Annotated in this window: 19 protein-coding genes; 6 read left to right on the top strand and 13 right to left on the bottom strand. The window is 65.0% G+C overall.

Annotated elements, in window-relative coordinates:
• Window positions 1–15: 15 nt before the first annotated feature.
• The 4 genes from ccmI to ACZBJS_RS06045 form a co-directional block, all read right to left on the bottom strand.
• Window positions 16–1,155: a c-type cytochrome biogenesis protein CcmI gene (gene ccmI / locus ACZBJS_RS06060; protein ID WP_463438522.1), complete on the bottom strand. Its 1,140-nt coding sequence runs from the start codon at window positions 1,153–1,155 to the stop codon at window positions 16–18.
• Between the two features lie 361 nt (window positions 1,156–1,516).
• On the bottom strand, window positions 1,517–2,911 hold the full coding sequence (locus tag ACZBJS_RS06055; protein ID WP_057020248.1) for a hypothetical protein: 1,395 nt from the start codon (window positions 2,909–2,911) through the stop codon (window positions 1,517–1,519).
• 357 nt (window positions 2,912–3,268) lie between these two features.
• A complete protein-coding gene (locus ACZBJS_RS06050; protein ID WP_141340776.1) occupies window positions 3,269–4,645 on the bottom strand; it encodes a sensor histidine kinase in 1,377 nt (458 codons plus the stop codon).
• Window positions 4,646–4,937: 292 nt separating this feature from the next.
• On the bottom strand, window positions 4,938–5,600 hold the full coding sequence (locus ACZBJS_RS06045) for a response regulator transcription factor (protein ID WP_016841655.1): 663 nt from the start codon (window positions 5,598–5,600) through the stop codon (window positions 4,938–4,940).
• Between the two features lie 172 nt (window positions 5,601–5,772).
• On the opposite strand from ACZBJS_RS06045, the gene ACZBJS_RS06040 reads away from it, so the two are divergent.
• Window positions 5,773–6,372 carry a VanZ family protein gene (locus ACZBJS_RS06040; protein ID WP_456860385.1) on the top strand — a complete coding sequence of 200 codons (600 nt, stop codon included), beginning with the start codon at window positions 5,773–5,775 and terminating at the stop codon, window positions 6,370–6,372.
• 18 nt (window positions 6,373–6,390) lie between these two features.
• Here ACZBJS_RS06040 and ACZBJS_RS06035 read toward each other — a convergent pair whose 3' ends face one another.
• Together ACZBJS_RS06035 and ACZBJS_RS06030 are read right to left on the bottom strand one after the other, a co-directional pair.
• Window positions 6,391–6,624 (bottom strand): hypothetical protein, encoded by a 234-nt coding sequence (locus ACZBJS_RS06035; protein ID WP_456781083.1) that lies wholly within the window; start codon window positions 6,622–6,624, stop codon window positions 6,391–6,393.
• Complete coding sequence (locus ACZBJS_RS06030; protein WP_463438521.1) at window positions 6,621–7,778, bottom strand: hypothetical protein; 1,158 nt, start codon at window positions 7,776–7,778, stop codon at window positions 6,621–6,623. Before ACZBJS_RS06030 ends, ACZBJS_RS06035 begins: the two co-directional genes overlap by 4 nt.
• A 126-nt stretch (window positions 7,779–7,904) precedes the next feature.
• On the opposite strand from ACZBJS_RS06030, the gene ACZBJS_RS06025 reads away from it, so the two are divergent.
• Both ACZBJS_RS06025 and ACZBJS_RS06020 read left to right on the top strand, forming a co-directional pair.
• Window positions 7,905–9,482, top strand: a complete 1,578-nt coding sequence (locus ACZBJS_RS06025) for a hypothetical protein (protein WP_463438520.1) — start codon at window positions 7,905–7,907, stop codon at window positions 9,480–9,482.
• A gap of 36 nt (window positions 9,483–9,518) precedes the next feature.
• On the top strand, window positions 9,519–10,505 hold the full coding sequence (locus tag ACZBJS_RS06020) for a UbiA family prenyltransferase (RefSeq protein ID WP_463438519.1): 987 nt from the start codon (window positions 9,519–9,521) through the stop codon (window positions 10,503–10,505).
• A 73-nt stretch (window positions 10,506–10,578) separates the two neighbouring features.
• On the opposite strand, the gene galE is transcribed toward ACZBJS_RS06020, so the two are convergent.
• The 5 genes from galE to ACZBJS_RS05995 form a co-directional block, all read right to left on the bottom strand.
• Complete coding sequence (gene galE / locus ACZBJS_RS06015; RefSeq protein ID WP_463438518.1) at window positions 10,579–11,574, bottom strand: UDP-glucose 4-epimerase GalE; 996 nt, start codon at window positions 11,572–11,574, stop codon at window positions 10,579–10,581.
• A 139-nt stretch (window positions 11,575–11,713) separates the two neighbouring features.
• Complete coding sequence (locus ACZBJS_RS06010; protein WP_463438517.1) at window positions 11,714–11,971, bottom strand: hypothetical protein; 258 nt, start codon at window positions 11,969–11,971, stop codon at window positions 11,714–11,716.
• 158 nt (window positions 11,972–12,129) lie between these two features.
• A complete protein-coding gene (locus tag ACZBJS_RS06005; RefSeq protein ID WP_225161207.1) occupies window positions 12,130–12,759 on the bottom strand; it encodes a transglutaminase-like cysteine peptidase in 630 nt (209 codons plus the stop codon).
• Between the two features lie 219 nt (window positions 12,760–12,978).
• Window positions 12,979–13,641, bottom strand: a complete 663-nt coding sequence (locus ACZBJS_RS06000) for a ParA family protein (protein WP_028345280.1) — start codon at window positions 13,639–13,641, stop codon at window positions 12,979–12,981.
• 15 nt (window positions 13,642–13,656) lie between these two features.
• A complete protein-coding gene (locus ACZBJS_RS05995) occupies window positions 13,657–14,892 on the bottom strand; it encodes a glycosyltransferase family 4 protein (RefSeq protein ID WP_456860373.1) in 1,236 nt (411 codons plus the stop codon).
• A gap of 193 nt (window positions 14,893–15,085) precedes the next feature.
• Here ACZBJS_RS05995 and ACZBJS_RS05990 point away from each other — a divergent pair, with 193 nt between their 5' ends.
• Complete coding sequence (locus ACZBJS_RS05990; RefSeq protein ID WP_463438516.1) at window positions 15,086–16,009, top strand: hypothetical protein; 924 nt, start codon at window positions 15,086–15,088, stop codon at window positions 16,007–16,009.
• Here the strand turns inward: ACZBJS_RS05990 and ACZBJS_RS05985 are convergent.
• Window positions 15,993–16,703, bottom strand: coding sequence for a hypothetical protein (locus ACZBJS_RS05985; RefSeq protein ID WP_463438550.1), 711 nt, complete (start codon window positions 16,701–16,703; stop codon window positions 15,993–15,995). The two genes, ACZBJS_RS05990 and ACZBJS_RS05985, sit on opposite strands and share 17 nt — an antisense overlap.
• Between ACZBJS_RS05985 and ACZBJS_RS05980 the strand changes: the two genes are divergently transcribed.
• Entirely contained in the window at window positions 16,659–18,590 is a 1,932-nt protein-coding gene (locus tag ACZBJS_RS05980; protein WP_463438548.1) for a glycosyltransferase family 2 protein, read from the top strand. The genes ACZBJS_RS05985 and ACZBJS_RS05980 overlap by 45 nt on opposite strands.
• Here ACZBJS_RS05980 and ACZBJS_RS05975 read toward each other — a convergent pair.
• Window positions 18,531–21,107: a glycosyltransferase family 2 protein gene (locus ACZBJS_RS05975; protein ID WP_463438515.1), complete on the bottom strand. Its 2,577-nt coding sequence runs from the start codon at window positions 21,105–21,107 to the stop codon at window positions 18,531–18,533. The two genes, ACZBJS_RS05980 and ACZBJS_RS05975, sit on opposite strands and share 60 nt — an antisense overlap.
• Between ACZBJS_RS05975 and ACZBJS_RS05970 the strand changes: the two genes are divergently transcribed.
• On the top strand, window positions 21,106–22,413 hold the full coding sequence (locus tag ACZBJS_RS05970; RefSeq protein ID WP_057020237.1) for a UDP-glucose dehydrogenase family protein: 1,308 nt from the start codon (window positions 21,106–21,108) through the stop codon (window positions 22,411–22,413). The two genes, ACZBJS_RS05975 and ACZBJS_RS05970, sit on opposite strands and share 2 nt — an antisense overlap.
• Window positions 22,414–22,480 lie beyond the last annotated feature (67 nt).

The following is a 22,480-nucleotide window of genomic DNA, read 5'->3' as shown; positions in this document are numbered from 1 at the left end:
TTTCGGCGTCATGCTCTATCCATCCAGCCCGAGATTCTTCAGCCCCTCATTGAGCTGACGCAACCGATCCGCATCGTTGGCGACCGCCTGACGGGCATCCGCGAGCGCGCTCATCGCCTTGTCGCGCTCGCCCATCACGAGATAGGCGCGGACCAGCCGCAGCCAGCCCTCGACGTCGTCGCCATTGGTCTTCAGCCGCGTCGCCAGCCGATCGACCATGCCTTTGATCATGGTGCCGCGATCGGCCTCGCTCATGTCCCTGGCCGCAGCCACCGCACTGTCCGGCAGCGCCGGTGCGCTCACGCCACCGGGTGCGCTGACGCCGCCGGGCACGCTTCCGCCGACCCGCACGAGCGCGGCCTGCACCAGCGGCCGCCACGGCGCGTCCGCCGGCGCCTTCGCCAGCATCTTCTGCCAGAGCGCAGCGGCATCAGCCTTGCGGCCGTCCTGCTCGGCGGCGAGACCGAGGAAATAGTTCGCCTTTGCATCGTCGCCGTTCAGCGCGACCGCGCGCTCGAATTCCGCCTTGGCGTCCGCGGTGACGACGCCGCCGGCAGTCCCCATCAGCGCCTCGCCGAGATCGGCGCGGCGATCGGCGCTGTCGCCGGCATAGGTGATGGCGTTGCGATAGGCGCGGACGGCGTCATCGTAGCGGCCGAGGCGCGACAGCACCGGCGCCAGCACCGTCCAGCCGCGGCCGTCGGTCGGGTTCTTTTCAAGGTGCGCCTCGACCTGCGCGACCAGATTGGCGAGCGGCTGGTTGGCGTCGGCCACCCGGCCGCGCTCGGCGAGCGGAAAGTCGCCAAGCCGCGGCGAGCCGAGCGCGAGATAGAAGCTCGAGGCAATCACCGGCAATCCGACCAGGCCGACGATCGCGGCAGTGCGCCGCAGATTGAGGTTGCCTTGCACCGGGGTCTCACGTCCGCCCTGATCGGCGGCGGCCAGCAGCCGGCGGCTGATCTCGACCCGTGCGGCATCGGCCTCGGCGGCACCGATGATGCCGGCGGCCATGTCGCGGTCGATTTCGGCGAGCTGGTCGCGGTAGACCACGACCTCGCTGCCGCCGGTATCCGCGCGCCCGCGGCGGCTGAGCGGCCACAGCACGGCAAAGATCGCCGCGACCGTCATCAGCGCGAACACAAACCACAGCGTCATCAAGCGGTTCCCGGATGGAACGGCGGCTTCCGGCAAGCCGCCTTAGAATCGCTTTACACTACCGGCGGCGAGCCCGGCAATTGACAATTGCTGGATCGGCGGAAGGTCGAAATCAGGCGGTTTCCGGTGCCGTTCCGGCGGTATTGCGCCGGCGTCTCCGGGCGAAGGCGCGCACGACCAAAATATCGAAAACAACCCCATGCAAAGTAGCAGGCGGTCGCCGGTGCTCGATTGACGGTTGACACGTCGGGCAACTCAGTGCCACACTTCCATTATTCCGAAATAGCGCAAATGCCTATCATCCCGCCGTGGCGGGCTCGTCGGCTTACCGTCGAACATGCTCGCGAATTGCGCGGTCTCGCTACCCCGCGCGCGACGACTTGCGCTCGCCGGTCACGGCGTTTTCGGCGGCCCGGTTCATCAGGGAGGCGTAGTCGTGGCCGAACAGCACCTCGCAGAAGCGGATCGCGGCCTTGACCTGCTGCTGGCGGAACGCCCGGACCCGGGCGTCGCCGCCGCGCAGCGACTGCACCAGCCCTTCGGTCGACTGCTCGACATAATGTTGCAGGTCGGAGAAAGTCCGCAGCGTCACCTCGTTGATGGCGAGCTCGCTGGCATAGGTGCGGCACACCGCAACGAAATCGATCAGCGCCGCGGCATCCTCGACCTCGGTCGCATCGATCTTGGCCCCTGCCGTAATGTCCTTGTCGGCGCGCTGGCGCAGGATGCGGCGGACCCGGCCCGGCACGCTGTCGATCTCCGATTGCAGCGCGTTGGAAGTATCGGCGCGGACCGAGGTGAGCTGGCGGCCCCAGGTGGAATCGTTGCGCAGATCGAGCTCGGTGCGCAGGCCGCGGACGCCGTCATGCAGGGTCTTGAGCTGCTCGCCGACATAATCGAAATGCCCGCGCCTGATGTCGGTGCGCAGGCAGGCCGCGACGAACGACAAATCATGCAGCGCGATGGTGACCGCGATGCCGTAAGGCGTCGCCGCAACCCGCAGTTCGTCGTCGGAGGCCGCCATCTTGATGGCGAGACGGATGATCTGCCATGGCGCGGCGAGCCGCTGCGCAATCAATGACAGCGCAAACGGCAGCAGTTGCGGCGTCTGCAACGACGGCAGCTTGAGCGCCTCCATCGCGGAGGCGATCTGGGAATCGGCAAATACCCGGATCTGGCTCGGCAGCCGGCTTCCCAGGGTTTCCAGCGCTTCGCGGGCCTGCAGAACGAGGCCGATCGGCAGCAGGTCCTCGACCACGTTTGGCGGGCCGACCCGCGACAGCGCGCGCTGGCGGTCGTCCTGGCTCGGCGCCGCGATCTTGAGGATGGCGTCCGCGGCGGCAAGCTGGAACTTGCGCGCGGCGGCCTCCATCGGACCGCTCTCCGTGGCCGCGGCCAACGCCGCCTCGAACGCGCGAGCCGCTTCGGGCGCGCCCTCGCGGGCCAGCCATTGCCAGATCGGCAGCAGCGAGGCGCGCCGGATCTGGCCCGCTCGCGTCGGGAAATTGGTCTCGGCGAGGAACGGCTCGAGCGGCCGGAACAGGAGCCGTGCCGGGTCGTCGCTGCGCGGCTGGATCTGCTCGTCCTCCTCAGCCCCGCGCACGATCTTGCGCAGCTGCTCGAGGACCAGATTGGCGACGGCGACGTCATCGCCGCGTTCGACGGCGCGCTCCAGCTCACGCATCAGCAGCGCCTGCGATTGCGGCGGAAGCTGCGCGAGATAATCCCTCAGCCGCTCGGTCGATTTCTGGCTCATGCCCGGTCGTGAAAGCTTGGTGCCCGGCAAGCGCCGCAGCTCGTCCGCCCGCAATGATAGCGGCGGGCGCGTTAAGAAGCCGTTTAGGAAGAATAGCGGCGCCGAGCCTCCCAAGGCCGACTAGAGCGAGATGGGTTTAGGTCGGATGGCGACCGCGGCGGCGCTGCGCTCCCTCGCCCCGTTCTTACGGGGAGAGGGTTGGGGTGAGGGGCCGCCTCCGCGTATCGGGTGATAGCTGCGTTTACGGAGACTCCCCCTCACCCGGAACGCATCTAACGATGCGTTCCGACCTCTCCCCGCGCGCGGGGCGAGGTGAAGCGGAATCTGCCGCTCGATTCAGAGTAAAGTCATCGTGCACTACACCGCCGGCAGCGTGAGCTCGGCGCGCAGGCCGCCGATCGGCGCGTTGTTCAGGGTGAGATTGCCGCCATAGAGGCCGGCGAGATCGGTCACGATCGACAGGCCGAGCCCGGAGCCGGGTTTCGACTCGTCGAGCCGCTGGCCGCGCCGCGACACCTGGGCACGCTCGGCTTCCGACAGGCCGCGCCCGTCGTCGTCGACCACAATGCGCAGCCTCGGCCCGGCGCCCGAGGCCTCGGGCGGAACCACGGTCACCTCGACAAACACCTGCGAATCCGCCCATTTGCAGGCGTTGTCGACGAGATTGCCGACCATCTCCTCGAGGTCCTGCCGCTCGCCGCGAAACCGTGCCGCCGGATCGGCCTTCGCCTCGATCGAAAGGTCGCGATCGCGATGGATCTTCTCCATGGTCCGGCGCAGCGCCTCGATCACAGGTGCGACGTCGGTGATGGTGCTGACGATGGTGGCACGGGCCGCGATCCGCGCGCGCTCCAGATGGTGCGCGACCTGATCCCGCATCAGATCGGCCTGCTCCAGCACCTTGCTGGCGAAAGGATCGGCGGTATGGGCGGCCGCCTCGTTCACGATCACCGAAAGCGGCGTCTTGATCGCATGGGCGAGATTGCCGACATGGGTGCGCGAGCGCTCAACGATCTCCCGGTTGGCATCGATCAGCGCATTGGTCTCGCGCGCCAGCGGTGCGATCTCGACCGGAAACCGGCCTTCCAGCCGCTCGGCGCGGCCGGAGCGGATGTCGGCGATCGCATCCGAGATTCGCTTGAGCGGCGCGAGACCGTAGCGCACCTGGAAGATCGTGGTCAGCAGCAGCACGATGCCGAGCGCGGCGAAGGTGCCGCCGAGATAATAGTCGAAGCTGCGCGTCTCATCGAAGATCTCGGTAGCATCGCCGGCGACGCTGACCAGGAACTTGCCGTCGGCGCCGAGATCGACCGGCCGCTCCACCACGCGCAGGCTCTGGCCTTCGGGCCCGTCGACATAGCCGAGCCGGACCCCGGCAGCGGTCAGCTCGGCGCCGTGCTCCTCGAGCTTGGGCAATTTCTTGTCCCACAGCGAGCGCGAGGCGCGGGTCTCGCCCTTTTCGGTATCGGTCCGGGTGATCTGCCAGTACCAGCCCGACAATGGCAGGTCGAACAGCGGCTCGCCCAGCGACTGGAACTGGCGGTCCGCCGGCTCGTCCGGCGTCGCCACCTCGGCGATCAGGGTGCGCAGATAGAGATTGAGCCGGCGGTCGAAGGCGCGCTCGGTCGCGTCGCGATAGACCGACGACAGGATGACGCCCGTGATCGCCAGGATCACCACCACCCAGGCGGTCGCCGAGACGAACAGGCGTGTCGCGAGCGAGCTGCCGCCCATCAGGGCACGAGCTCGAACATCGCGTCAGCGGGCCGCGACAAGGCGAGTTCAGACATGGCGAATCCAGTCCTCCTGGCGCGGATCATGCCAATGCCCGCATCGCGATCAAGCACCTTAAGAGCATGATCCGATTGAATAGGACATGCTCTTATCCCATTGTTTGGTCCGCGCTTTCTTCACGCGAACGAACCGGCATCCACTTCGCTCGAAAATGCTTCAAGAGCATGATCCCCGCGCAAACGCTTCGCGTTTGTCGCAGGGAAAACCGCTGCGCACTTTTCCGGATCATGCTCTAGGTCGGCGGCGAAAGCATGTAGCCGAGGCCGCGCACGGTCTGGATGATATCGACTTCCAGCTTCTTGCGAATGCGCCCGACGAACACCTCGATCGTGTTGGAGTCGCGGTCGAAGTCCTGGTCGTAGAGATGCTCGACCAGTTCGGTGCGCGAGACCACCCGCCCGGTGTGGTGCATCAGATAGTCGAGCAGATTGTACTCGTGCGAGGTCAGCTTGATCGGATTGCCGTTGACGGTGACCCGCTTGGTCCGGGTGTTCAGCGCCACCGGCCCGCAGTTCAGTTCGACCTGGGCATGCCCGGTCGCGCGGCGCAGCAGCGCGCGGATCCGCGCCAGCACCTCCTCGAGGTGGAAGGGCTTGGCGACATAGTCGTCGGCGCCGGCGTCGAAGCCCTGAACCTTGTCGCTCCAGCGATCTCGTGCGGTGAGGATCAGCACCGGCATCACCCGCTTGTTCCGCCGCCAGGCCTCGAGCACCGAGATACCGTCCATTTTCGGCAGGCCGATATCCAGCACCACCGCGTCGTACGGCTCGCTATCACCAAGGAAATGCCCCTCCTCGCCGTCGAACGCGCGATCGACCACATAGCCGGCGTCCGTCAGCGCGGTGGTGAGCTGGCGGTTTAGATCCGGATCATCCTCAACGACGAGCAGACGCACTTTGGCCTCCGAGAGTGAGCATTACGACATTCCGGCACCAAATGAGGCTTCCCGCCGTGAACGGCTTATGAATGGACCCGCAAGGCGCCGCTAATTTTTTCGTCAGGTGCACCATCCGGGGAACCCGCGCAAGCACCCCTGGTTCCCTCCATGAGATGCGCGCGAAGTGAGATTGGGTTTCAGTTTAGGGTATTATAACACCATAAACTTGAAAGCAATTGTTGCTGGCAACCTTCCGGCGGACCGGAGCGCGGACAACATGTCGGGTCATTTGCAGCCGACCGGCAAGTTAACCTTCGACGACCATTTTCATGTCGCTGACACCGGCGATGCGCTAATTCAACGGCGGCGCGCCCAGCGCATATGGACCGGGAAGAACGCGTTGCTTGTTTCAAAGATACGGAGGTTCGGCGTGATTGCAGGCTGGCTTGCGCTTGCGCTCATCGCCTTCGTGACACTGTCCCCGATCCAGGACCGTCCCTCGCTATTCCATCCGCAGATCGAGCATTTCGCGGCGTTCGCCGTGATGGCGCTGGCCTTCGTGCTGGGCTACCCGCGGCGCACCGCGCTGATCGTGCTCCTTGTCATCTTCAGCGCGTTCACGCTCGAAGCAATGCAATTCCTGACACCGGATCGTCACGGCCGCCTGATCGATGCGATCGTCAAGGTGGCGGGGGGTCTCGCCGGCATCGGCGTCGGTCGCTTCATGCTGCTCGTGCTGCGTAACCAGCTCGGCCGGCTGAGGTCGGGCGTGGAGCAGTCCGCGAACTGAGCGGCCGGCGCATTGCGCTCAATCGCGCTTCGGCGCTTCCGCCGACTTCGTGTCGTCTTGCGCCATGCATTGCTGAAAGAAATGCAGCCGATCGCCATTCATCGGCACGGCCCCCGGTCGCTTGTAGGGGTAGACCATGTAGGCCGCGCGCAGGCAGCGCTTTGCGGTCTCGGCATCGGGTGCGGCGACGGCGGCACGCGATGCCAGCAGGAGCGCCAGCACGACGCTGAGCCGGACGGACACCCCGCTCACGGTTTCTCGCAGTCCGAGTAGAACACACCATTTGCGGCCGCCAGCCGCTGCAGGCAATGCCGCTTGTCGGTGACCGCGCCCTCGACCGTGAAATCGTAGGCCTGCGCCTTCAGGATCAGCGCGAAGCGTCCCGGCGGCAGCGGCGCGTCGTCGCGCGGCAGGATCTCGAACATCTGCGGATCGTCCTTGAGCGGCGCCGCGCGGAACGGGATCGAGATGTTGCGGATCACCCAGCTGTCGTCGCCCGGCGAGACCACCGGCTTGCCGGTCGCGTCGAACGTGGTCTGCTGGCTCACATGAGCGATCAGACGTACATCGATCGGATCGGAGGCGCCGCCGGCACCCTCGCGCCGGAACACAATGAAGCGGAGATGTTCGTCCGGCAGCGTGGTCTCGCTCGGCCTGGTGATCGCCGCCGAGATCGCCACCCGCGGATCCGGCGCACGCCCCTGGATCAGCTGCAACTCGTAGAGCTTGCCGTCGCTCTCGGCATAGACGCCATAGGCGGTCGGCAATGGCCGTCTTGGCGCCGGCGGCTCGGCCGCAGCGGCCGGCGCCGGGACGGCCGCGACCACGGCCGGCCTTTGGGTTTCAGGCGGCGCCGATGCCAGCGTGCCGGCAATCATCGCGCGGGCCGCGGCCAATGACACGCCGCGTTGCTGCAGCAGGACAACGGCCGCGATCAGCCCGAAGAACGCCAGCATGACAACGTAACGCAGCGGCGCCGACGACGACCATCGCGGACCACGCGTCACCGCGGCAGGCTCGACGCGGTCGAGGGTCGTGACAAAGGCCGCCTCGGCATCGATCCGGGGCGGCGCCTCGATCCGTCGCGCCGCGCCCGCCGCCTCGAGGAATGCGGCCAGCGCCCGCGCCAGCGGCACCTCGAATTTCTCGATCACGTTGCTCTTCGTGTGCGCTTCGACGCCTTCGATCGCCACTTCCAGCGCCTGCATCAGACGCTGCTTTTCCGCCGGATCCTCGTGCGCGAGCTGCTGCAGCTTCTGCCGCGCGAACTCGTAGACCGCGCTGCGCAGCTGCTGCGGGTCGGTGCTCACGGAATCGATGGTTCGTGCCAGCACCAGCGCGAACTCCACCTCGGGGTGCGCAGGACCGATGTCCCTGACCGTTCTCTGGGCCGGCGTCGGCGTCATAAATGTTAGTCTGGTTTGCCCATAATGTTACAACATTCTATGTGGATTTTACTGTTAACACAAACCACCAGGCCGGCAGATGACGCCCCGGTTTGACCGTCCCGATCCGAGCAGCAGCAGGATTCATTGACCCGTTCTCTGCCCATCCTGGACCAGTGGTTGTTCGCGCCCAAGCGGGACCGCCGATCCTCGCCGGACGTCCTGCTCCTCGCGGGATGGGTCGCGCTGGTCGGCTTCCAGATCGGCCGTCACGTGATGTGGCGCGACGAGGTCCGGGCACTCACCATTGCCCTGAACGGCGACGATCCGGTCGCCATGCTGAGAGGGTTGCATGGCGAGGGCCACCCCGCCCTCTGGTACCTTCTGCTGCGCGGCGCGCATGCCGTCTTCGATCGGGTCGAGGTGCTGCCCGCCGTCGCCTTCGTGGTCGGGCTCATCACGGTCGCACTGCTGATCTTCCGGTCACCATTCCCACGACTGTTGGTCCTGCTGCTGATCACGAGCCATGCGCTGTTGTTTGAGTATGTCGTGATGGCCAGGAACTACGGCATCTCGGCCCTGTTCCTGTTCGCGATCGCGGCCTGCTATCGGGCCCACCGCGACCGTGGTCTGCTGCTCGGCGCACTGCTGTTCCTGCTCGCCAACACCAACGTCGTCGGCGCGATCATGGCCGGCGCATTCCTGCTGTTCTGGCTGCTCGACCTGCTCGAGACCCGAGGGAGCCGTGACTGGCGCTGGTCGCCGCAACTCACCAATTTCGCGATCAATGCAACGATCGCGACGATTGGCGTCGTGATCTGCGCGGCGACGATGTTGCCGACCTATAATGACGCCGCGGCCCGGGACTGGTCGCACGAGTCACCACTCGCGGCGGCAATCCTGTCCCTCGTGAACCCCGGCGCGACGTCGCTGGGCGCGCTGTTTGCCAATCTGCTGCCTTCGATCGCGGGATCGGTGCTGCTGTTCGGCGCGACGCTCGGGCTCTTGCCGCGGCGACCGGCCTTCCTCGCCGCCATCGCCGCCCTGTTGCTGACGTCGTTGTTCTTCGCCGTCGCCGCCAACGGTGCCTACCGACATGCCGCGGTCTGGCTGAGCTTCCTGATCGCGCTTTACTGGATCGGCTGGAGCCGGGTCACCGCGCCATCCGGCTCTCGGGCATGGCTCGACCGGCGCTTGCCGGCGATCGGACGCGGGTCGCTGCTGCTGGTGCTGGCGATCCAGACCGCCGCCGGCATCAACGATTTGCGCAACGCGGTGACCGGCGTGGTCGCGAGCCGCAGCGCCGATCTCGGCCGCCTGATCGCCTCGCTCGCTGATCTCACCGATGCAGTGATCCTCGCCGAGCCGGAATGGCTGGTCGAGGCGCTGCCCTACTACGTCAAGAACCGGATCTATCTCGCGCGCGACCATAGATTCGGCAGCGTCGTGATCTTCTCGCGCAAGGGCAAGATGGACAGCGATCTCGGCGAGACCCTGCGCCTTGGCCGCGAGCTTCGCGACACGACCCGCGCGCCCGTCATCATCCTGCTGGCCTGCCGGCTCGACGAGATCACGCCCGACCGGAACTACGACGAAGGCAAGGACTGGCGGACGTTCCGTGCCTCAGCGGCGCAGATCCGCGATTTCCGCGAAGCGACCACGATGCTCCGCCGCTTCGGCCCCGCCAAGACCGACGAGAGTTTCGACGTCTACCTCCTCAACTAGGCGATCGATCAACGACGACAGAAAAAGGACCGCGCGATGGCGCTGATGGACAGCAAGGTCGAAGCCGGCAAGCCGCCGGCCGCAAGCATCCGGCAGTATCTCGCCATCCTGCGGCTCGATCACAGCACCAAGCACATCTTCATCGTTCCCGGGATTGTCCTCGCCTGGCTGTTGCGTGGCCCGAGAGGCGAGCATATCGCAAGCGCGATCGTCCTCGGCCTCGTGGCCGCGATCTGCATCGCGTCGGCCAATTATGTGATCAATGAATGGTTCGACCGCGACTTCGACCGGCATCACCCGACCAAATCGCGGCGCTCCGCGGTGCAGAGCGCGATGGACGGCAAGATCATCGGAATCGAGTGGCTGCTGCTGGTCGCGCTCGGCCTCGTCTGCGCATCTGCGAGCAGCCGCCTGATGCTGTTCGCAACCGGCATCTTCGCCGTGCAGGGCATCGCCTACAATGTCCCGCCGCTCCGGAGCAAGGACAAGGCCTATTTCGACGTCATCTCGGAATCCGTCAACAATCCGCTGCGGCTGTTGATCGGCTGGGCGATGATCGATCCGACCTCCCTGCCGCCGGGCTCGGTGATCCTGTGCTACTGGTTTGGCGGCGCGTTCCTGATGGCGGCCAAGCGGCTGTCCGAATATCGCGAGATTGCCGCGTCCCATGGCAAGGAGCTTCTGGCGCGCTACCGCGCTAGCTTCGCGCACTATACCGAGGTGTCGCTGACGGCCTCGTGCCTCAGCTATTCGCTGTTCTCGGTGTTCTTCCTCTCGGTGTTCCTGGTGAAGTACCGCATCGAGTATGTCCTTGCGATGCCGCTGGTGGTGATGCTGTTCACCACCTACTTCTCGATGTCGACGTCGCCGGGGTCGTCGGCGCAGAAACCCGAGAAGCTCTATGGCGAGCGTGGCCTGATGCTGCTCGTGCTGGCGCTGGTCGCCGTCTTCCTGGTGGCAAGCCTTGTCGACATGCCGTTCCTCTCGCGGCTGGCCGAACAGCACTACATCACATTGAACTGAGCCTCTCGCGGCTTGATCGTTATTTGAGCATGATCTTGTCGGAAAACCGCTTCGCACTTTTCCGGATCATGCTCTACCGCCGGCGCGGATGCGCCTTCTGATGCCAGGCCCAGGCCGAGCGAATGATGTAGCCGAGATCGGACCGGCTGGCCTTGAAGCCGAGGCCGCGCTCCGACCTGGAGGGATCGGCCACCAGGATCGGCGGATCGCCGGCCCGGCGCTCGCGCACCACGCTCGGCACCGCTTCACCGGTCTCGGCCCGGATCGCGTCGAGCACCTGGCGCACCGAATAGCCGGTGCCGGTGCCGAGATTGAACACGCCGCCGGCGTCGCCACTCAGCAGCAGCTCGAGCGCCGCGATATGGGCGCTCGCGAGGTCATCGACATGGATGTAGTCGCGCACCGCGGTGCCGTCAGGCGTGTCATAGCCTTCGCCGAAGATGGCAAAGTCCGGCACGTGCCCCAGCAGCGCCATCAGCGCGCGCGGAATCAGATGCGTCTCGGGATCGCGGAGTTCGCCGATGGTGACGGAGGCGTCGGCGCCGCAGGCATTGAAATAGCGCAGACAGACCGAGTTGAACCGATAGGCCGCGCGGTAGTCGGCCAGGATCTGCTCGATCATGAATTTGGAGCGGCCGTAGGGATTGACGGTCGGACCTGCGGCACTCTCGGGAATTGGATCGCGGCCGGCGTTGCCATAGACCGCGCCGGTGCTGGAGAACACCAGGCGGTCGCAACCCGCCTCCCGCATGCCGCGCAGCAGGCCGAGCGTGCCGGCAACGTTATTGGTGAAGTATTTCTGCGGATCCGCCACGGACTCGCCGACCGCACTGAACGCGGCGAAATGCATCACGGCGAGCGCATTGTGCTCTCGGATGGTAGCGGCGATCTTGTCGTGGTCGGCGACGTCGCCGATCACGAGCGGCCCCCATCGCACGAAATCACGGTGACCGGTGGACAAATTGTCGTAGACGGCCGGCAGAAACCCGGCCTCGGCAACCGCCTTGGCGCAATGGGATCCGATGTATCCCGCGCCACCCGTGATCAGGATTGAACCCCTGCTCGCCATCTGAAAATTTCGCCCTGCGCGAACCAATCCCGCGCCTCAACCGGCGCAGTGATCGCATCGGTACGACATTCCGTCCGAGGCGGCAAAATGACGATGGGAATAGCGTTAAGACTGAACGGATTTGCAGCCGAAGCGACGGTCAGCGCGACCCCAGCGGCACGTTGGTCCGTTGACCGACCGGCGGCCCGTGCCGCGACGCTCTGCCATAGGGGTAAGCCGGTGTTGCCGGCGGGACCGGCTGGGTCGCCAGCGGCCGCGATGTCGGAACACCACCGCCTGGTCCATCGATCGAATAGCGCGTTGTGCCCTGCGTGGTCTGCCCGGTGCCCTGTGCAAGCACCGGCGTGGCTAGGGCGACGACCAGCGCCGCTGTTGTGACAAGGCCGGCCAGCTTCATGTCGATGCCTCGATGGGTTGAACCGGGGTCAACCGTCGATGCCTCCAATCGTTCCGGCAATGTCGCCGCGGCGCGCTGGCGATCGTCGCAGCTACGAAAAATGGCGCGGCTAAATGTCTCGCTGCGCCATTTTCGAACGATGGGGCTCGTTCAGGAATTCAGGCGCCGGCCTGCGCGACGCCAGCCCAGTGGTCGGGGTTCGCCGGGGTCTGCATCCTGACCCAACGATAACGCGCCTGCGACCAGCTGCGGATCTGCGCATTCAGATTGTCGAGCACGATGTCTCCACCCTTGGCGCGGACCACCAGCACGAGATGATGCTCGCCGGAAGAGGTCACAACCTCGCTCAGCAGAAGGTCGCGCATCGGCCAGCCGCGCGCCAGCAGCTCGTGGCGCTTGCTGACCGCGTAGTCATTGCAATCGCCGCGCGCCGGATTGATCAACCATTCCTCGCCGGCAAGGCCGCGTTCGTTGCGCTGTGGCACGATGCTGCGATTGACCGATGCGTTGACCTCGATCAGGTCGGCGATGCGTTGCTTGGTCAGGCGTGTGGCGCCGCCGCGGAACACCATCCGGGCGCGGGCTTTCGGCTTGCACTCGTCGGCATAGCGCATGCAGAACATGGTGTAGGCCATCGGAGCCAGCGTCGGCTCGCTGAAGCGGATCTTCTCGATCACGCCACGCAGCGGCAGCGGGAAGCCGACCATTCCAGCCTGGGTGTTCTGTGCGCTTGTCCCGAGCGCAAGGACGGCCAGAACCAGGGCCATCACTCTCTTGACGTTGTACATTCTTCACTCCCCACAGTGACGGGAAGCATGTACGGGAAATGTCTTGAGCTTGGGCTCAAGCGCGCGGTGGCATTTGTTTCAAATGCGAGGGTGTGCGCGAGCAATCCGTTAACCAAGCCTGCGGGGCGCCGCCGTCAGGTGAAGGGCCGGTTGCGGCCCGAACTCTTTCGTTCCCATGCCGGCATGGTTGGCCTGTCGTGAAGCCGCCGGCGCGCTCTGTTAAATCGCCACCCGCTGCCTGGGCGCGATCCCGCACCAGCTCATGACGAGATCGGCGAGCATCTTGATCTCGAGATCCGCGGGCGTCCCGCCGGCGAAATCGGCGACCGATTGCCCCAAGGCGACGGCGCGCACATAGGCCGAGCGGCTGCCGATCATCGGCCCGATCTCCTCGTCGAGCGTATCAAGCTCCTCGATCAGCTGCTGGCCTTCGAGCGTGCGCTGGTCGACGCGATTCGGCACGATCATGGCACGGAGCGCGGTTCGCCGCGTGGCGCGCACTTCCCGCACGATGTCGAGCGTCCGCGCGGTGGCCTCGATGTCAAGGCCGGACGGCGTGCACGGCATCAGCACGATATTGGCGACCGCGAGCACCGCGCCCAGCACCCGATCGTTCGGCGCGGAGTCCACCACGATGATCTGATGCGGAATCTGGCGCATCAGCTTGGCCCATTCGGCGACCGGCCGGGTTTCCGGATCAAGCTGGTAGACGGGGAACGACAGATTGCCGGGCTCGGCCCAGTGACACGCGGACGCCTGCGAGTCGGCGTCGACCAGTCCGACCACGCCCGTGCGCCGATCCAGTTCTGCGGCGAGCAAGACCGCAAGGGTCGTCTTTCCGACTCCGCCCTTGCGCTGGGCAACCGAGATGACAAGCGGCATCGCAAACTCCTGGCGTTATCCCCCGTACGTGCGCGGGAGGACACCTTCATCAACGAGCGTCAGCATCCGGGGCAGACAGACCCGCCTTGCGTCGTAATTGTCCCGCACGAAGCTGCGCGCCTTCATCCGCATCTTCTTGAAGGCCTTGGGCCGTGACAGCACCGAGAGTACCTGATCCGACAGCGCATCAATATCAAAAAACGGCACCAGCAGGCCGTTGCCGTCCGAGATGATATCCCGAAGCGGGGCGGTGTCGGATGCCACCACCGCACATCCCGCGCTCATCGCCTCCAGCAGCGACCACGACAGCACGAAGGGATAGGTCAGATAGACGTGCACCGAGGAAATCTGCAGCAGCTCGAGATACGGTTCCCGAGGAATCCGGCCGAGGAAATGCACCCGGCGCAGGTCGATGTCCGACTTGATTTCGTCGAGGAACATCGACTTCCAGCTCGAGCCCTTGGGTGGATTCGCCCCGTAGGATGTCCCGCTGCCGCCGACGATCACGACCTGCGCATTCGGCCGCGCGGCGAGGATCCTCGGCAGGGACCGCATGAAGATATGGAATCCGCGCACCGGCTCGAGGTTGCGCGAGACGTAGGTGATCACTTCGTCGTCCGCCGACAGCGTCGCGCCGTTCGGAAGCTGAAACCGCGCGACGGGATTGGGCTTCACCTCGTCGGTGTCGACGCCCTCGTGGATCACCTCGATCTTGCTTTGAAACTCGGCGGGAAAGGTCGACCTCTGCCAGGGCGTCGGCGAGACGCCCGTATCGCATTCCGTGAGCGCCAGCAGCGTGGTCGCATTCTTCAGATGGAGTGCGACGTTGCCATCAAGGCCCGTCATGGGAAACTCGGGATCGAAGCCGACGTCCCTGCCCTCGGCACCGTAGTAGAATTCGCAATAAAGGATGATCCGCGCGCGCGGAAACATCGTGCGCAGCGGCAGCGTCTCGCCCCAACCGGGATGCGCGAAGATCAGGTCGGGCACGAAGCCCTGCCCCGACAGCGACGACAGCGCATACAGAACCTCTTCGGCACGCCGCGATTCGACATCAAAGCGCCGGGCAAACGGATGGACGACCGCGGAATCCGTCTTGGTCGTCGAATATTTGAGCAGCCGGATATCCGGCGTCGTGCTGGCGGTCGACGAACCGACGGCAACGACCCTGTTGCCGGGCTGCTCTGCGAGCGCGCGCGCAATGTGGCGGTACTGGGCCGGAAAGTTATTGTGGACGAACAGGACGTTCATTGGCGGGCGAGCGCGCCCCCCGGCCGCGCGGTCTTCGATTGGGGTCAGGGTCTGCATCATCACCGGCGGTATGTCATCGATTGGCGAGTAAAACTATCTTGCCGGATTAACATTAAGCCCCCTTCTATCACACAGATTTTTGGGGCACACTGCGGGAGACTTATCAATCATTCCGTTAGGCTCGCAGGCGACAATGAACGAACAGATTCAGCAGAAAACCATTGATCTGGCACGGGGTCTCTTCCTGGTTCGGTACAATGGCGCAGATGATAAGGTGTCACCTCCGGTGGTGCGCGTATACGCGGATCGCGCCAGCCTTAACAATTGTAATATCATTACCGGACCGGACGTGGTCAATGGAACCCTGTTCGCGCCCGAGACCGCGCTGGTCGTGTCGGTCGCCCGGCCGAGCCGCCTGATCGTCGAGGTCACCGCAGGACGCGTCGGCGGGTCGACCGCCGCCAATATCAAGATCGAGCCGCTGACCCAGGGACAGCCGGCTGAGCAGCCGGCCAGCCAGCCATTCGACATGTTCGAGCCGGAGGCCGGCCCCGGCGAGTTGAGCGACCTCAAGCTGCTCGCGCATGTCGCGGGCCTGGGCGACGTGACCGTCGGCTCGAATGTCTGGATTGCCGGACCGTCCGCTCCGGCCCGGATCGAGGGAATTTCCCTCGAATGGCCCAACAAGCCGCGGGATCTCCAGCTGCAATATGCCGTCAAGTTCGCCAGGCCGCAGCGCGGCGACAACCAGTTCGTTCCTCTCGGAACTTTTGCCGGAACCCGGGGACGCGCATTGGCCATCACGGGGTTCTCGCTGGAAGCCTCGGGTCCCGGCGCGGATCGCTACGCCATCGCGGCTGAAACCATCTTCCTGGGGGCTCCGACCCTGCGGGTCACCGGGAACCGGATTGTGGTGTCGGGTCCTTCCGGACGGGAACCGCTGGTGGGCCTCAAGCTCAACCTCGAGGAGCGCCGGGTGCAGGCAGCCCCGCTCGCGCCCCAGCAGCCGCGGCGCGTCGAACCCGCCACTCCAATGCCGCACCAGGACGGACCCCGCCTCGAGGGACGGGTGCGCGTGTTCCGGAGCCGGCAGGGCGCCGTCAAGACGGCAGGCTGACCATGCGGGCAGATAAGGGCGCCACTTGACCGCCGACGCGCGCAGGATCGCCTTTACGTCCAAAACGCTCCACCACGTCGATCTCGAGCGGGCCGCTGTCGGGGCGCTCGAGGCGCGTGATTTCCGCCTGGCGTTCGCGCTCGCCGACCGCCGCTGCCGGATCCTGCCGCATCCGGGCGCTCGCGCCCATCTGCTGCGCGCGGAAGCGCTGTTTCATCTCGATCTCAGGGATGCGGCCATCGCCAGCGTGGCGAGGGCGCTCGAGCTCGAGCCGGACGATCTGGTCGCTGCCCGGCGAATGATGGCTTGGGGCGACGACCTTCAGCAGATCGAGGCGGCGCGAAGCGTCACGCGGCGTGATGACGATCCGGATTCGGTCAGGAGCGCCCTCCTTCTGCTCGAACAGAGCGGCCAGGACAGCTGCGCCCGCATCGACTTTCTCGATGAAGAGGTGAAGGGATGGGTGACGTGGCGCGGGCCGGACGACCCGCACCTTTCGCTGGCGCAGGCGGATCAATCCAGCACGATCCAGCTTCCCGCCGATCCACGCCACAGATTCGCGCGTGACGGGCGACAGGCTGCGAGCTTCCGTCTGATCCGGCCCGCGTCCGCGACCTCGCAGCGCCTGCAGATCACGCAGGCGGACCGGGTGATCGCAAGTGTTCAACTCCCGGCCAACCGCGTTCCGGATCATCGGACCGCACCACGCCGGCCGGCTCGCCTTCGAAACGGCGAACCTCCTCCGCTCACCATCATCATCCCGGTATACCGGGATCTGGCCGCAACGCGAGCCTGCATCGACAGCGCGTTGAATGCGCTCGCCTGCACGCCGGGCTCGACCATCGTCGTCGTGGATGATGCGTCGCCCGAGCCCGACATCAAGCACCTGCTCAATGAGCTCGCCGCCGAATTCCGCATCAGGCTCCTGACCAACGAGCACAATCTTGGCTTTGTCGGCGCGGTCAACCGGGCGCTCGGCGAGACCGGCGCCGGCGACGTCGTGCTGCTGAACTCGGACACGATCGTGCCGAAATACGCGCTGCAACGCTTGCGCAGCGCCGTGCAAGCGACGCGGCGGGTAGGCACGGCGACCCCGCTGTCGAACAACGGCGAATACACCAGCTTTCCAGTCCCGAACCGGTCAAATCCCCTGCCCGCGGCCGGCGAAATCGAATTGCTGGATGAACTTGCAGGCGGGGCAAATTCCGGGATTGCCATCGACATCCCCAACGGCATCGGGTTCTGCCTCTACATTACCCGCGAATGCCTCGACGCCGTGCGCGAGCTCTCCGACGACTTCTATCGCGGCTATCTCGAAGACGTCGACTTCTGCCTGCGCGCGGCGGAGGCGGGCTTCCGCAACGTCTGCATTCCTTCGGTTTTCGTCGGACACGAGGGTTCGCGCTCGTTTCTGGGCGAGAAGCGTTCGCTCGTGATGCGAAATCTTCGCGTTCTCGAACACCGTTACCGGCGCTATGCGACGGACTGCGCCGCATTCCTGCTTGCCGATCCGCTCCGCGATTGCCGGGCCGCGCTTGAGCTCAAGCTGCTCACGAACCAGCAGGTCGCCATCGGCCCATCCGTCATCCTGTGCGGCTCGTTCGCCGGCCGCGCAATTGCCATCAGGCGCTGCCGGCAGTTGGCGGCAGAGGATCAGCACGGTGTGGTCGTGCAGATCCGCTCCGAGGGACAACGCCAGCTGGCTGCGATGTTCGATCCGGATGGCGGAGCGCCGCAGTCGATCGTACTCGACGTTGCGACGCCTGAGGGCCGCGAAGCTCTTCTGAAGTCTCTCGCCGATCTCGGAATCCGATCGCTCGAGATCGCAGAGCCGAACCGCATTCCCGGCGCATGTCTGGCGCAGCTCACGCAACACTTTGCCTACGACCTCCTGATCACCGACACCGCGCTTGCAACGCGCGCGGCGGTTGGATCAGGCGTTCATCCGGACTGGGCAAGCCTGGTCGCCGGGGCGCGGCGCGTGACTGCGATCGATGACCACGGCGCGGCCTTTTCGGAAGGGGTTCTCGGCCTGCAAGCCGTGAGGCTGAGCGACCCGCCCGCGCCGCCGGCGCTGTATCCCGCCGCGAGCGGCCCCGCGCGTCTCGGCCTGCTGGTCCTGCACGCCAACGCCGCGGAATTTCGCTTCATACGAGCGTTGAGCGATCAACTGGCCGACGCCGACCAAGACGTCGAGATCATCGTGCTGGGAAGTACCCTCGACGATCTCAAGCTGATGCAGCGCACCAATGTCATCGTCACCGGCGATATTGTCGTCGACGACGTCGCCACGCTCATCGAAGGTCACGGCATCACGAAATTGGTTCTCGACATCGGCAAACCGGCGTTTGGCCATCCGTTGGTGGACGCGCTGCTGGCAACCGGCCTGCCGATCGCCGTGACGGAATGGAGCCCAACTCGTCCGGGACGTGGCCGAAGCACGGACCTGCAGCTGCAGCCAGGCTTTGATGCCGATGCAACGATTGCTGCCGTACGCGACTGGGCGGTCGATGACGTCCTGCTACAACCCGATCGGAGGAGCGGTCGACACCGGCGGCAGGTTGGCACGCGGCTTCCATGATCGCGGCGGCCATGCAAGCGAGGAGAACGGCGTCGAATCCAGCCCCAGCAGTGGGCTGTAATAGGGATCGTCGAGCAGCACCTCGCCCCATTTCGCGCGCAGGATCGACAGCTCGCGCCTGAAGCGTGCCCTGCGATCCGGCGCGGAATCGCGACCGCGGCTTGCCGATTCCAGATGAACGAGTTTCGCGTCCGGCGTGAACACGATCCGCTTTCCGAGCTGGCGCAGCTTCAGGCACAAATCGATATCGTTGAAGCTGATCGGAAAGCGGATCTCGTCCATGCCGCCGACGGCCACGAAATCGCGCTTGCGCATCAGGAGGCACGCCCCCGTCACCGCCGAACATTCGTGCGCCACCTGAAGCAAATCGCCATAGCCGGGATCACCATCCATCCGGTCGTTGAAGGCGTGCGCGGCCGAGAAATTGGCTCCCAGCACCACTCCGCCGTGCTGCACGACGCTGCTCGGCCAGAGCAGCTTTGCACCGACGGCTCCGACGTCGGGAGCCGCGAGCCGCCACAGCATCTCCGCCAACCAACTGTCGTCGAGCGCCTCGACGTCATTGTTGAGAAAGCAGATGTTCTCCGTGTCGACGCAAGCGACGGCGGCGTTGTTGATGAATGCGAAGTTGAAGGGCCCCTCGACCGAGATGACGTCGATTTCCTGCGCCGACAGGCTGTCCAGATAGTCCAGCGTTTCCGGCTCGGTCGAGCTGTTGTCGACGACAAGGATCCGGGCGTTCGTCTCATTTGCTGCCGGCATGACCGTCTCGATGCATCGCTTGAGCAGCTCGGCGCGATTTCTGGTCGGGATGATGATGGTGGTGCGCTCGCTCCAATCGACGGCGCGCTTGACCTGAACAGCCGGAAGAAGACCCGCTTTCCGAGGCTCGACATTGGCCTCGATGCCGGCTCTGGCAAAATACGCCTTGCTCGCGGCGACCAGTTCGGAGGTTGCGGCCGATGCATCAATCCGCGGCAATGCCGCAATCGATCCCGGAAGATGATAGGTTCGATCCGGCTCCGCGCAGCAAAGGAAGATGTCGTAGAGCGACGTCGCCGATCGCAGCGCTTCCACGGCACGCTCCCGGCGCACTGCAAAACAATACGCCCCATAGCCCTGCTCGAGCGCGCGCTCGAGATCGAATGCGGAGAACGCCAGCGGCCAGACTGCGCCGGCGCCTGCAGCGACCTCGACGTCGCCATAGACGAGATCGCAGCCGGGCTCGGACGCGAAGAGATCGGCGAAGCGCTGCAAGGCGTCTTCCGCGAGGATCGTTCCGCTCAGACAAAACACAAAGAACGCACTGCCAGCGGCATCGCCGTCGACAAACTCGCGCGCTGCCATCGGATCGAATTGACTGAACGCTCGCGCCGGCAGGGACACCGCCGACCAAGCGGAGTGCCGTTGGGCTTCGAGGCTTTCGATGCTCTCGTCCACCCTGACATCGCCGATCAGGACGACTGCCGCCTCGGATACAACATCAGACTGTTCAGATTGTGTCGTCGGCGAGAAGCGCTCTTTCCAGCCGCGATAGGCGTGAAACGGCATCGAGGCCGGCAACACTCGGTCGAACAGCTCTCCACGAAGCCGCTCGCTATCCCAGCGCCCGAGATCCGCGAGCGTTTGCTCCAATCCGCGATCGAAAGCGACGAAGGAAATCGGCTCCGAGATCAGGCTCCGTCCCGAAATCGTCCGCGCGGATAGTCCGCGCATGCGACCGTCCGCAAAATGCTCGGGCAGATGAAAATCGATCCGGCGGCCTACGCCGAACTCGCCGCCCCGCGCAACGTTGGTCCACCCGGTCGGCTTCACGGTCATCACCGGGCGTTGCGCGATCAGGATTTCGATGTCCTCGTCGATGTCCTGAGCAAGCCAGCCTTCGAAGCGCAGACCTCCGACCCACTCGATATCGCCGATCCGGTGCCACCGCGCTTCCGGCGCAGCGACATCGCAACGAATCGGAGCACCGACGGGACTGCCGATATTTGCCAGCCTTGCCTCAATGATCCCGGCGTTCGCGCTGACCTGATCCTGCACGTTGAACGTAAAGCCAAATCGAGCGTCGCCGATCCCGGCGTCGGCAAGCTCTGTTACGAACTCGTCACACAATGATGACATGTATGGCTCGCCGTCGACGAGCAGGTCGACAGTGTAACGCCGGCCGAGATCGGCGCGATCATAGACAAACCCGGAAAACGTCGTGTGATCGGATCTGGAGAACCGCGTTTGCAACGACGCGTATTCAGCTCCTGAGGGCTTCTGCTTGCTAATTGTCTTCATGCTCATGTCCACCCTCAAACGGCAGCTCGAATGTCGGTCGATTTCAAGTTGAGAATGTGTCCATGGTGCGCCCGAGGTGACTAGCGGGCGCTCAGCTGCACTGGGGCGATCACCGTTTGCACAAAAAGCCGCCGACCTCCAACACAAACTATGCGTTATAAAACTTGGCGTTGTCGGCGCCAATTGTGCTAGTGTTAACTCCTCCTCTCCACACTGATCGACGAGCGGATTCATGAAGATTGCAATGGTTGGAACGGGATATGTAGGTCTCGTGTCCGGAGCGTGTTTTGCCGATTTCGGCCATCAGGTCGTTTGCGTCGACAAGGACGCCGGCAAGATCGAAGCCCTGAAGCGCGGCAAGATCCCGATCTACGAAACTGACCTCGATAAGCTCGTCGACACCAACGCCGCGGCTGGACGGCTGACCTTCACGACGGAGCTCGCGGGCGCCGTCGCGGACGCCGATGCCGTGTTCATCGCTGTCGGAACGCCCTCGCGGCGCGGCGACGGCCATGCGGACCTGAGCTACGTCTATGCTGCTGCCAAGGAGATCGGCGCGGCGCTCAAGAAGTTCACCGTGGTGGTGACCAAGTCGACCGTGCCCGTGGGCACCGGCGACGAGGTTGAACGCCTGATCCGCGAAACCAATCCCGACGCCGATTTCGCCGTTGCGTCGAACCCCGAATTCCTCCGCGAAGGCGCCGCAATCCAGGATTTCCGCCATCCCGACCGCATCGTCGTCGGCACCGAGGACGACCGGGCCAAGAGGGTGATGGGCGAAGTCTATCGTCCGCTCTATCTGAACCAGGCGCCGATCCTCTATACCGCGCGACGCACGGCGGAATTGATCAAATACGCCGCGAATGCCTTCCTTGCCACCAAGATCACCTTCATCAACGAGATCGCCGATCTCTCCGAGAGGGTCGGGGCGAACGTGCAGGAGGTCGCGCGCGGCATCGGGCTCGACAACCGGATTGGAACCAAGTTCCTGCATGCCGGCGCCGGCTATGGCGGTTCCTGCTTCCCGAAGGACACCCGTGCGCTGTTCAAGACCGCGCTCGACCACGACGTCCAGCTGAAAATCGTCGAGGCCACGCTGACCGCGAACGACAACCGCAAGCGCGCGATGGCGCGCAAGGTCGCCAACGTGCTCGGCGGCGAGCTGCGCGGCAAGACCATCGGCGTGCTCGGCCTGACCTTCAAGCCCGACACGGACGACATGCGCGAGGCGCCCTCGATCCCGCTGATCAACGGCCTGATCGACTTCGGCGCCAAGGTTCGTGCCTACGATCCCATTGGCATGGAGCAGGCGCGCAAGGAATTGCCTGAGATCGAGTACTGCAAGGATGCCTATGAATGCGCGCGCCAGGCCGATGCGCTGGTGATCGTGACCGAGTGGCGCCAGTTCCGCGCGCTCGATCTCAAGCGCATCAAGCAGGAGATGAAGCATCCGGTCGTCGTCGACCTGCGCAACATCTACCGTCCGGACGAGATGGCCGCGCACGGCTTCACCTACGACAGCATCGGTCGGCCGCGCTGAGCGCTCGCGCCTGGCAACGATAGCCGCCGGCCCGTTCAATCCTGGAGCCTTGGTTCTGATCAAATCA

The organism is Bradyrhizobium sp. KZN70725, assembly GCF_055264925.1.
Note: the sequence above shows the minus strand (reverse complement) of the source record. Positions and strands in the feature narration are given on the sequence as shown.

Bases quoted from the DNA above. Each gene is read 5' to 3' on its own strand.
- ccmI (WP_463438522.1), bottom strand. From the start codon at position 1,155: ATGACGCTGTGGTTTGTGTTCGCGCTGATGACGGTCGCGGCGATCTTT.
- ACZBJS_RS06055 (WP_057020248.1), bottom strand. From the start codon at position 2,911: ATGAGCCAGAAATCGACCGAGCGGCTGAGGGATTATCTCGCGCAGCTT.
- ACZBJS_RS06050 (WP_141340776.1), bottom strand. From the start codon at position 4,645: ATGGGCGGCAGCTCGCTCGCGACACGCCTGTTCGTCTCGGCGACCGCC.
- ACZBJS_RS06030 (WP_463438521.1), bottom strand. From the start codon at position 7,778: ATGACGCCGACGCCGGCCCAGAGAACGGTCAGGGACATCGGTCCTGCG.
- ACZBJS_RS06020 (WP_463438519.1), top strand. From the start codon at position 9,519: ATGGCGCTGATGGACAGCAAGGTCGAAGCCGGCAAGCCGCCGGCCGCA.
- galE (WP_463438518.1), bottom strand. From the start codon at position 11,574: ATGGCGAGCAGGGGTTCAATCCTGATCACGGGTGGCGCGGGATACATC.
- ACZBJS_RS06010 (WP_463438517.1), bottom strand. From the start codon at position 11,971: ATGAAGCTGGCCGGCCTTGTCACAACAGCGGCGCTGGTCGTCGCCCTA.
- ACZBJS_RS06005 (WP_225161207.1), bottom strand. From the start codon at position 12,759: ATGTACAACGTCAAGAGAGTGATGGCCCTGGTTCTGGCCGTCCTTGCG.
- ACZBJS_RS06000 (WP_028345280.1), bottom strand. From the start codon at position 13,641: ATGCCGCTTGTCATCTCGGTTGCCCAGCGCAAGGGCGGAGTCGGAAAG.
- ACZBJS_RS05995 (WP_456860373.1), bottom strand. From the start codon at position 14,892: ATGAACGTCCTGTTCGTCCACAATAACTTTCCGGCCCAGTACCGCCAC.
- ACZBJS_RS05990 (WP_463438516.1), top strand. From the start codon at position 15,086: ATGAACGAACAGATTCAGCAGAAAACCATTGATCTGGCACGGGGTCTC.
- ACZBJS_RS05985 (WP_463438550.1), bottom strand. From the start codon at position 16,703: ATGATCCGGAACGCGGTTGGCCGGGAGTTGAACACTTGCGATCACCCG.
- ACZBJS_RS05970 (WP_057020237.1), top strand. From the start codon at position 21,106: ATGAAGATTGCAATGGTTGGAACGGGATATGTAGGTCTCGTGTCCGGA.
- ACZBJS_RS05975 (WP_463438515.1), bottom strand. From the start codon at position 21,107: ATGAATCCGCTCGTCGATCAGTGTGGAGAGGAGGAGTTAACACTAGCA.